We start from the raw sequence: 5,022 nt of genomic DNA, 5'->3' as shown, positions 1-5,022 counted from the left end.
TTTTTATCCTAAAAACATTTTATCAAAAAGGGAGTCTTCTTTCTAATTTTCTAGATAATTTCAAAATGAATCTCCAAAACTTATTTTACACTATGGTTTTCATATTTTGCTTAATCAGATAAATTATTACAATAAAACTTTATAAAAAAAATAACTTGACTCTGGTCCGAATAATTTATCATATCAGGAAGGAATTAAGGGGACGGGTAAAGAATAAAGTATAGAAGCAGGTTTTTTTTGCTCTAGTTTTAAAAATTCAGGAGGGAAATTATGTACGAGATTTTAGAAAAGGAAGTACTGGCACCAACTATTAAAAAATTAATGGTAAAAGCACCTATGATTGCTAAAAAAACTAAACCCGGCAATTTTATTATATTAAGAGTAGATGAGAAGGGTGAGAGGATACCACTTACTGTTGCAGATTATGATCGAGAAACTGGTATGATTTCAATAATTTTTCAGGAAGTTGGTTATTCTACTAAATTATTAGGTCAAATGGATAAAGGTGATCAGATTCAGGATATTGTTGGTCCGTTAGGTCACCATATTGACCTGGAAGGGTATCAGAAAGTAGTGCTTCTGGGTGGAGGTTCTGGAACAGCTCTTTTATATCCGAAGGTTAGAGGTTTTTATGAACAGGGAGCTGAGGTTATCAGTATCACTGGAGCCAGAACCAAAAATTTAATTATTTTAGAAGAAGAATTAGAGGAGTATAGTGATAGATTATTTATTGCTACTGATGATGGCAGCTATGGTCACCACGGTTATGTAACAGATATTTTAAAAGATTTACTGGAAAAAGAAGATGATATTGATTTAGTGGTTGCAATTGGTCCTGTGCCGATGATGAAAGCAGTTGCCGATATGACTAAAGAGTATGGAGTAGAAACAATTGTCAGTTTAAACACAGTTATGGTTGATGGAACTGGAATGTGTGGAGCCTGCAGAGTAACAGTTGGTGGAGAAAGAAAGTTTACCTGTGTAGATGGACCGGCATTTGATGCTCATCAGGTTGACTTTAAAGAATTGATGAACAGACTTAATTTTTATCAGCATGAAGAAAATTTAGTTCATGATACAGCAGTCGAGGAGGATAATTAATGTCTTTACAGAAAAAAAAGACGCCGATGAAAGAACAGGCACCAGAAGAAAGAATTAAAAACTTTAAAGAAGTTCCATTTGGATATAGTGATCAGGAGGCTCTTGTAGAAGCAGATAGATGTTTACACTGTAAGCATCAACCCTGTGTTGAGGGATGTCCGGTCCATGTACCTATTCCTCAGTTTATTCAGGCTTTAAAAGATGGTGATGTGGTAGAGGCCAATCAGATAATTAAAAGCAAAAACAATTTACCTGCAGTCTGTGGTCGGGTTTGTCCTCAGGAAGAACAGTGTGAAAAAGTATGTGTAATGGGGATTAAAAATGAACCAGTGGCAATTGGCCGCCTGGAGCGTTATGTAGCTGATTATAACATGGAAAGAGGCAGCGATAAAACCAGTGCTGAGGAAATAGAAAAGATGAAGGTTCCTGAGTTAGAAGGAAGAAAAGTTGCAGTAATTGGAGCCGGCCCAGCTGGACTGACTGCAGCAGCTGATCTTGCTAAATATGGACTTGATGTAACTATTTTTGAGGCCTTACATGAGACAGGTGGGGTTCTGCGTTATGGGATTCCCGAATTTAGACTTCCAAAGGATATAGTTGATCAGGAAGTGGAGTCTATTAAAGAACTGGGAGTTGATATCCAGTTAAATGTTGTTGTTGGGAAATCTATTACAGTGGAAGAGTTATTTGAAGAAGGTTACGAATCTATGTTTATTGGTGTGGGTGCAGGTTTACCCAGATTTTTAAATATACCGGGAGAAAATTTAAATGGTGTTTATTCAGCCAATGAATTTTTGACCAGAGTTAATTTAATGAAGGCCTTTAAATATCCGGAGTACAAAACTCCAGTTGTAGTTGGAGATAAAGTTGCTGTAGTTGGAGCTGGAAATGTAGCTATGGATGCGGCAAGGACTGCCAAAAGACTTGGGGCAGAGGATGTCTATATAGTTTATCGGAGAGCAGAGGAACAGATGCCGGCCCGCAGTGAAGAAATTCATCACGCCCAGGAAGAAGGGATTGAGCTAAAACTCTTAAATAATCCGGTTGCTATTCATGGAGAAGGCGGTAGAGTTGCTCAGATGGAATGTCAGCAGATGAAACTGGGAGAAAAAGATGATTCCGGCCGTAGACGTCCGATCCCAATTGAGGATTCGAACTGGATGCTGGACCTGGACACAGTAATTATTGCAATTGGTCAGAATCCAAATCCACTTTTAACCTCAAATACTAAAAATTTAAAAACCAAAAGCTGGGGTGGAATTGAAGTTGGTGAAGACCAGCAGACCAGCCGTAAAGGAGTCTATGCCGGTGGAGATGTGGTTACGGGGGCTGCCACAGTAATTAAAGCAATGGGTGCCGGAAAAACAGCAGCTGAAAATATGAAGAATTATTTGTTAGAGAAATCTAAAAAATAGAGTGGTTGATTTTATGTCAGATTTATATCAGGATGATTTATTTTCAAAAAAAGAAAAAAAGATCTATACCGTAGCAGAAATAACAGGGTATCTTCAGGCTTTAATTAAAGAAGATGCTCTTCTTTCTGACTTCTGGATTAGTGGTGAGATATCCAATTTTTACCACCACAGCTCAGGTCATATGTATTTCACTTTAAAGGATAAAAATTCTCAGTTGAAAACTGTAATGTTTAAAGGATATAATTCTTCTCTTGATTTCAAACCGGAAGAAGGTATGCAGGTTGAGGCCAGAGGTAATTTAGATATTTATGCTCAGCGGGGAGAATATCAATTTTATGCCCGGGAGATGGAAAAAGCAGGTAAGGGTAAATTATATGAGGCTTTTGAAAAACTGAAGGCCAGACTGGAAAAAGAAGGTCTTTTTGCGGAAGCTAAGAAAAAGGAGATTCCACTTTTAGCCAGCAAAATTGGGATTGTAACTTCTCCTACAGGAGCTGCTGTTAGAGATATACTTTCGGTAATGAAGAGACGAAGCGGCAATTTTTCGGTTTTAATAGTCCCTGCTCATGTACAGGGTGATCTTGCAAAGGGAGAAATCACGGCTGGAATTGAATATTTAAACAGTCGGGATGATATTGATTTAATAATCATCAGCCGTGGTGGTGGCTCAATTGAGGATCTCTGGCCTTTTAATGAAGAAGAGGTGGCCCGGGCAGTTTATAATTCTCGTCTGCCGGTGATTAGTGGTGTCGGACACGAAACTGATTTTACTATCTCTGATTTTGTGGCTGATTTAAGGGCTCCAACTCCTTCGGCCGCAGCAGAACTGGCTACTGCAAATAGAGAAGAAATTTTAAATAGACTTGATAATTTAACTCAGCGTCTATTAAACAGCAGTTCTTCTAAAATTAAGGAACTGCAGAATAAACTGCAGAGTATTGCTGAAAGAAGAATTTTTGTTTCTACGGAGGAGCTTTTCAGGAATTATGAACAGGAACTTGATAGTCTTGAAACAAAATTAGAACACCTGATTGAAAAAAAATATAATCTCTGGGAAAACAAATATCAGCTGCTATACCAGCGATTAAATAATTTAAGTCCACTAAAGACTCTTGACCGCGGTTATGCTATACTGCAGGATCAGGAAGAAAAAATTATTAAGTCAGTCAGTCAAATTGAAGCTGGAGATCAGCTGCAGGCTCGTTTAAGTGATGGACTGGCAGATTTGGAAGTAAAAGCATGTAGAAAAGATGGTGATATTAATGACTAAAGAGAAAGATAAAGTTGAAGAAATTGATACTAAAAATTTAGATTTTGAAACAGCTTTAGAAAAACTGCAAAAAATTGTAGAAGATCTGGAAAAGGGTGGTCTTTCACTGGATAAGACCCTTGCTGAATTCAGTCAGGGAATGAGACTGCTTAAATTCTGCCATCAAAAACTTGATAAAGCAGAAAAGAAAATCGAGGTAATGCTGGAAGAAGATAATGAGTTTACTAAAGAGGTACCTTTTGATTCAGAGATTGAGGAGGATTAAACTTGCAGGAAATTAAAAAAATTCTGGCTGCAAAGGCTGAAGAAGTAGAATTAAAGTTAGAAAAGTTGATGACCTTAAACGAAGAAATAGCTCCTCAACTGACCGAGGCTATGAAATATACTCTGCTTTCAGGTGGAAAAAGAATTAGACCTGTATTATCACTTTTAACTGCAGAATTACTGGGAGGTAATTATCAGGCGGCATTAAAGGCAGGTTCAGCTCTGGAGATGATTCATAGTTATTCACTAATTCATGATGATCTTCCGGCAATGGATGATGATGATCTGCGGCGGGGTAAAAAAACTAACCACCTTGTTTTTGGAGAAGCTGCTGCAATTTTAGCGGGAGATGCCCTTTTAACTTATGCCTTTGAAGTCCTATCAGAACTTGAACTTAAGCCAGAAGCTAAAATTAAAATAATTGCTAATACAGCTAAATTTTCTGGCTATCAGGGAATGGTAGGCGGCCAGGTTCTGGATATTGAGGCTGAAAATAAAAAATTATCTCTGGCAGAAATGCAGAAAGTACATAGAGCCAAAACAGGAGCTTTAATTAAGGCTTCTGTTTTAAATGGACTCTATTGTTCTGATTTTAATAGTGCAGAAAAAAGAGCATTGTTAGCATATGCAGAAAATATAGGAGTATTATTTCAAATTGTTGATGATCTACTTGATTTAACTGGTGACACAGAAAAACTGGGTAAGGTTGTTGGTAGGGATCAAGAATTAAATAAGTCAACCTATCCCAAATTAATGGGGGTTGAAGCTGCAAAAAAAGCAGCTGCCGAACATGCTGAAAAAGCAAAAAATGAGTTAAATATTTTTGGCTCTAGAGCCCATGATTTAAAGGATTTAGTTGATTATATTTTAAAAAGACACATAGTGTAAAATAAGTTTTGGAGATTCATTTTGAAATTATCTAGAAAATTAGAAAGAAGACTCCCTTTTTGATAAAATGTTTTTAGGATAAAA

5 protein-coding genes are annotated in these 5,022 nt (G+C 37.1%); all 5 read left to right on the top strand.

Features of this window, described 5'->3' with window-relative positions:
• Positions 1-270: 270 nt before the first annotated feature.
• From DFR79_RS15805 to DFR79_RS15785, 5 genes are read left to right on the top strand one after another with little or no spacing between them, the layout of a single operon-like run.
• Complete coding sequence (locus DFR79_RS15805) at positions 271-1,101, top strand: sulfide/dihydroorotate dehydrogenase-like FAD/NAD-binding protein (RefSeq protein ID WP_133516421.1); 831 nt, start codon at positions 271-273, stop codon at positions 1,099-1,101.
• A complete protein-coding gene (gene gltA, locus DFR79_RS15800; protein ID WP_133516420.1) occupies positions 1,101-2,516 on the top strand; it encodes an NADPH-dependent glutamate synthase in 1,416 nt (471 codons plus the stop codon). Before DFR79_RS15805 ends, gltA begins: the two co-directional genes overlap by 1 nt.
• Positions 2,517-2,529: 13 nt before the next feature.
• Positions 2,530-3,786, top strand: a complete 1,257-nt coding sequence (gene xseA / locus DFR79_RS15795; protein WP_133516419.1) for an exodeoxyribonuclease VII large subunit — start codon at positions 2,530-2,532, stop codon at positions 3,784-3,786.
• Complete coding sequence (gene xseB / locus DFR79_RS15790; RefSeq protein ID WP_133516418.1) at positions 3,779-4,051, top strand: exodeoxyribonuclease VII small subunit; 273 nt, start codon at positions 3,779-3,781, stop codon at positions 4,049-4,051. Before xseA ends, xseB begins: the two co-directional genes overlap by 8 nt.
• A gap of 2 nt (positions 4,052-4,053) precedes the next feature.
• Positions 4,054-4,938, top strand: coding sequence for a polyprenyl synthetase family protein (locus DFR79_RS15785; protein ID WP_133516417.1), 885 nt, complete (start codon positions 4,054-4,056; stop codon positions 4,936-4,938).
• The last annotated feature ends 84 nt before the right edge of the window (positions 4,939-5,022 follow it).

The organism is Halanaerobium saccharolyticum (genome assembly GCF_004362045.1).
Taxonomy (GTDB): Bacteria; Bacillota; Halanaerobiia; order Halanaerobiales; family Halanaerobiaceae; genus Halanaerobium; species Halanaerobium saccharolyticum_C.
The sequence above is the reverse complement of the archived record's forward strand: the minus strand, read 5'-3'. Positions and strand labels throughout refer to the sequence as shown.

Bases quoted from the DNA above. Each gene is read 5' to 3' on its own strand.
- xseA (WP_133516419.1), top strand. From the start codon at position 2,530: ATGTCAGATTTATATCAGGATGATTTATTTTCAAAAAAAGAAAAAAAG.
- DFR79_RS15805 (WP_133516421.1), top strand. From the start codon at position 271: ATGTACGAGATTTTAGAAAAGGAAGTACTGGCACCAACTATTAAAAAA.
- gltA (WP_133516420.1), top strand. From the start codon at position 1,101: ATGTCTTTACAGAAAAAAAAGACGCCGATGAAAGAACAGGCACCAGAA.
- xseB (WP_133516418.1), top strand. From the start codon at position 3,779: ATGACTAAAGAGAAAGATAAAGTTGAAGAAATTGATACTAAAAATTTA.